The 2,309-nt window shown below is 39.3% G+C and carries 3 protein-coding genes; 2 read left to right on the forward strand and 1 reads right to left on the reverse strand.

Annotated features, from left to right (window positions below; all coding sequences use genetic code 11):
- A partial coding sequence (locus O9334_RS06740; RefSeq protein WP_287999709.1) for a DUF4351 domain-containing protein occupies positions 1–346 on the forward strand: 346 nt, incomplete at its 5' end.
- A gap of 78 nt (positions 347–424) precedes the next feature.
- Here the strand turns inward: O9334_RS06740 and O9334_RS06745 are convergent.
- Positions 425–979 carry a Uma2 family endonuclease gene (locus tag O9334_RS06745; protein ID WP_190381863.1) on the reverse strand — a complete coding sequence of 185 codons (555 nt, stop codon included), beginning with the start codon at positions 977–979 and terminating at the stop codon, positions 425–427.
- 216 nt (positions 980–1,195) lie between these two features.
- Here O9334_RS06745 and O9334_RS06750 point away from each other — a divergent pair.
- A partial coding sequence (locus O9334_RS06750) for a DNA-methyltransferase (RefSeq protein WP_287999710.1) occupies positions 1,196–2,309 on the forward strand: 1,114 nt, incomplete at its 3' end.

Genomic DNA, 2,309 nt, shown 5'->3' on the forward strand with positions numbered 1-2,309 from the left:
CAGCGATAGTCGAGAACAAAGTAATCTGGCTGCATCTACCGCAATTCTAGCCGGGTTAGTATTAAAGAAAGACATCATCCAACGATTATTAAGGAAGGACATCATGAAAGAATCAGTTATCTATCAAGAAATCTGGTCGGAGGGTTTACAAGAGGGACGACAAGAAGGAGAAGCTAACCTAGTTTTACGTCAATTAAATCGGCGGATAGGGGACATTTCCCCCGAATTATTGCCCAATATCCGCAGTCTTGACCTAGAACAGTTAGAAAACTTGGGAGAAGCTTTGTTAGATTTTCAATCACCACAAGATTTAGAACAATGGCTGGAAAATTGCCGAGCCAGTTAGTACAAATCAACTAAATGAGGTCGATCCATTCCCATTTGAAGCAGCAAGCTCTCAACTCCCTTGAGAGTAGTTCACATTTTAATCTATTCCCCGGTAGAGATCGGCGATCGCTAACTCTAGGTTAATACTTGACAGGATCACGCGATCGCCTGTCTCGTAAATAGTCGTTTCCCATATCCCCAGAGAATTACGGCGACGGCATTCCACGCGCTGGATTTCTTGGGAAATTAATACATATTCTTCTAAAGTTTCTATCTGTTGATAATCTTGGAATTTTTCGCCCTTGTCAAAAGCCTTCGTGTTGGGGGAAAGCACTTCCGCAATTAGTTTCGGATAGCGTTTCAGATAACGATCTTGGCGATCGCGAGGATCGCAGGTAACAAAAGCATCGGGATAGTAATAAAACTGATCTTGATAGTTAACCTTGACATTACCCGAGTGAAACCGACAGTCTGTAGAGTCGCCGAAATGTTCGTCAATGACTTTGAGAAAATTGAAGGCAATGCGCTCGTGATTATCCGTACCGCCAGCCATCGCATAAACCAAACCACGTCGGTATTCATGGCGGATCTGGCTCTGGCGCTCGATAGCGAGATATTCTTGGGGACTGATGTAGTTGGGAACCGCAATCATAATCTTTAGGGGGAAGCCTAATCTTAATTATAGTCGGAAGGTTTACGAGAGGGACTTCTGCTGACACTAAGTTAAATTTTGGGCGCACACAGTTCGATAAACCTACTGACCACGATGCGCCCCCACAATAATATTATTGTCGGGAGCGATTGCATTCGTCCTCTTTAAGGGGGAATAATAATACAATTGAGAATGCAGTCAATCCCCCCAATCTCTATGGTCAATAAACTATACTACGGTGATAACCTAGAAGTGCTGCGGAAGTATATCAAAGATGAATCGATCGATCTTTGTTATATCGATCCACCCTTTAATTCTAAACGTAATTACAACCAAATTTATAACAACTTAGGCAAGGAAGATCAAGCACAAGCACAAGCATTTGTGGATACCTGGACATGGGATAATCACGCTAACGAAGCTTTAGAAGAAATTCAAAGCAATTATCAGGGTAAATTTACCAGTCATACTATTGATTTAATTGACGGTTTAACTAAAGTTTTAGGTAAAGGCAGTCTTCTCGCTTATCTGGTGAGTATGACTCTGAGGATTGTGGAAATCCATCGAGTTTTAAAATCTACTGGTAGCTTTTATCTCCACTGCGATCCTACTGCTAGTCATTATTTAAAAATAGTTTTAGATACTGTTTTTTGCTCTCAGGGTGGTGATTTTAAAAATGAGATTATTTGGTGTTATGGTTCAGGAGGTGCTAGTAAAAATCATTTTTCTAAAAAACATGACGTAATTTTATACTATTCTAAATCAAGTAATAATTTTATTTTTAATGTTGATTTAGTAAGAGAACCTTATTCTTCTCCTGAAAAAGTTGAACATAAAATTATTAAAGGTAAAGCATATCAAAGAAAACATGAATTGGGACGGATTCCTTTTGATTGGTGGACAATACCTATCTTAACTAATACAGCAAAAGAACGGTTAGGATATCCCACACAAAAACCAGAGGCATTGTTAGAAAGAATAATCAAAGCAAGTAGTAATAAAGGAGATGTAATTTTAGATGCCTATTGTGGGTGTGGAACGACTATCGCTGTAGCGGAGAGATTAGAGAGAAACTGGATTGGAATTGATATAAACTATCAAAGTATTAGCTTAATGTTAAAGCGACTAGAGGACTCCTTTGGTAAAAATGTTTTAGATAAAATTGAACTGAATGGTATTCCCAAAGATCTAGAATCAGCCAAAGCATTAGCCACTAAACCCGATGATCGTACCCGCAAAGAATTTGAGAAATGGGCGGTTTTAACCTATAGTAATAACCGGGCCGTGATTAATGACAAAAAAGGGGCAGATAAAGGAGTCGATGCCATTG

This window comes from Microcystis sp. LE19-8.1F (assembly GCF_027531715.1).
GTDB lineage: Bacteria > Cyanobacteriota > Cyanobacteriia > Cyanobacteriales > Microcystaceae > Microcystis > Microcystis wesenbergii_A.

Excerpts from the sequence above, each read along its gene's own strand:
- O9334_RS06745 (WP_190381863.1), bottom strand. The coding sequence starts at position 979 with ATGATTGCGGTTCCCAACTACATCAGTCCCCAAGAATATCTCGCTATC.